The sequence below is a fragment of the Pseudomonas sp. GXM4 genome (genome assembly GCF_008923895.1).
GTDB classification, from domain to species: Bacteria; Pseudomonadota; Gammaproteobacteria; order Pseudomonadales; family Pseudomonadaceae; genus Aquipseudomonas; species Aquipseudomonas atacamensis.
Map to the genome: position 1 here is coordinate 1 of NZ_WBRZ01000462.1, position 2,048 is coordinate 2,048.

The window sequence follows — 2,048 nt, forward strand, 5'->3', positions numbered from 1 at the left end:
AAAAGATCAAAAGATCGCAGCCTTCGGCAGCTCCTACAGGGAGTCGCGCATGAACCGGCCGGTGAAGCTGACTTCACGTCCGCAACAGGCCTTGCAGTCCTATCTGGAAGACCTGCTGCTCGACTTGCCCGAGGACTTGCCTGCGCCGGTCGAAGCGCTGCCGCCAGTCGTCGAACAGGCGCAGCCTGAAGTGGTGGAAAGCACCGAGGCCATGGACGAGTTCCAGGCCGCGGTGCTGGAAGAACAGGCCCGCGACGCGCAGAAATCCGTCGCTCCGATTACCGCGCCTGCCGCTGCCCCCGTGGCCAAAGCACCGGTGGCGCTGATCGACGAACCGCGCGCGCCACTGTCGACACTTGCGCCGCTGCTGCAAACACAATTATTGACCGTGCCGGAGCCCGAACCGGAGCCAGAACCCGCGCCGCAGATTGCTGAGCCGCAGGTGCTGGTCCCGCCGCTGGTGGAAGTGCACCTGCCGCCGAACAACCCGCCGCCACCGGTCGAGCCCGATGGCCGTCCGGCCTGGGCTGCCGAAGCCTTCGAATGCTTGCTGTTCGATGTTGCCGGGCTGACCCTGGCGGTGCCGCTGGTGTGCCTTGGCTCGATCTATTCGCTGGCCGGCCACGAGCTGACGCCGCTGTTTGGTCAGCCGGAGTGGTTCCTTGGAATCCTGCCGAGCCAGGCCGGTAATCTGAAAGTCTTGGACACCGCGCGCTGGGTCATGCCGGATCGCTACCGCGATGACTTCCGTCAGGGCCTGCAATACGTGATTTCGGTTCAAGGTTACGAGTGGGGGCTGGCGGTGCATCAGGTCAGCCGCTCGTTGCGCCTGGACCCGAATGAAATCAAATGGAGAAGTCACCGGGGTCAGCGGCCATGGCTCGCCGGCACCGTGATCGAGCACATGTGTGCATTGCTTGACGTATCCGCGCTGGCCGAGTTGATCGCCAGCGGCGGGGCAAAGCACTTGAGTGGCAACAAGCCGCTACATAAACCGACATAGCAGCCGACATAACAATCAGGCGATGGCATTTTCCAGTGCCACCACACAGAACACACACCGCCCGGGGCGGTTTTTTCGAGGGGTCAGGGTATGAGTAGTCAGGCGTCGAATGCAAAAGGTTCTGAAGATCCGATCCTGCAATGGGTGACCTTCAAACTGGATAACGAAACCTACGGCATCAACGTGATGCGCGTGCAGGAAGTGCTGCGCTACACCGAGATCGCGCCGGTGCCGGGTGCACCGAGCTACGTGCTGGGCATCATCAACCTGCGCGGTAACGTGGTCACCGTGATCGACACCCGTCAGCGCTTCGGCCTGCACAGCGGCGAGATCAGCGACAACACCCGTATCGTCATCATCGAAGCCGACAAGCAAGTCGTCGGCATCATGGTCGACAGCGTCGCCGAAGTGGTTTACCTGCGTCAGTCGGAAATCGAAACCGCACCGAACGTCGGTAACGAAGAGTCGGCCAAGTTCATCCAGGGCGTGTGCAACAAGAACAACGAACTGCTGATTCTGGTCGAGCTGGACAAGATGATGAGCGAAGAAGAATGGTCGGAACTGGAGAGCATCTGATTTGATTCTCGAGGTTGCGGTAATTGTTCTGTTCCTGTTCTGGGCCGGCACGCTGGCGATGTTCGTCTCGTACATCAAGGCGCAGCGAGTGATCGCTGCGCAGCAGGCCCAGGGCGATGCGCTGCGTGATCAGCGCATCAAGGAACTGGCCAAACGCGTCGACGACTACCAGAACGGCAACGTGCGCATGGGCGAAGCCCTGCACGAGTTGCGCGCGGTGGTAAGCCCGTTGCCGGACAAGATCGTTGCCCTGGAACAACGCGACCCGTCGAGCCTGTCATTCGCCCAGGCGGCGAAACTGGTGGGCATGGGCGCCAGCGTCGATGAACTGACTCAGTCGTGCGGCTTGACCCAGGCTGAGGCGGAGTTGATGCGCAAGTTGCACAAGGGCAGCTAGGAGCTTCAAGCTTCCAGCGGCAAGCTAGACCAAAAGATCGCAGCCTTCGGCAGCTCCTGCATCGGGATTCAC

The 2,048-nt window shown here is 61.2% G+C and carries 3 protein-coding genes; all 3 read left to right on the forward strand.

The window, feature by feature from the left end:
- Positions 1-49 precede the first annotated feature (49 nt).
- Positions 50-1,003: a CheW domain-containing protein gene (locus F8N49_RS27425; protein WP_151553284.1), complete on the forward strand. Its 954-nt coding sequence runs from the start codon at positions 50-52 to the stop codon at positions 1,001-1,003.
- Between the two features lie 90 nt (positions 1,004-1,093).
- Positions 1,094-1,579: a chemotaxis protein CheW gene (locus F8N49_RS27430; RefSeq protein ID WP_016771050.1), complete on the forward strand. Its 486-nt coding sequence runs from the start codon at positions 1,094-1,096 to the stop codon at positions 1,577-1,579.
- 1 nt (position 1,580) lies between these two features.
- On the forward strand, positions 1,581-1,976 hold the full coding sequence (locus F8N49_RS27435) for a DUF2802 domain-containing protein (RefSeq protein ID WP_016771049.1): 396 nt from the start codon (positions 1,581-1,583) through the stop codon (positions 1,974-1,976).
- Positions 1,977-2,048: the final 72 nt, after the last annotated feature.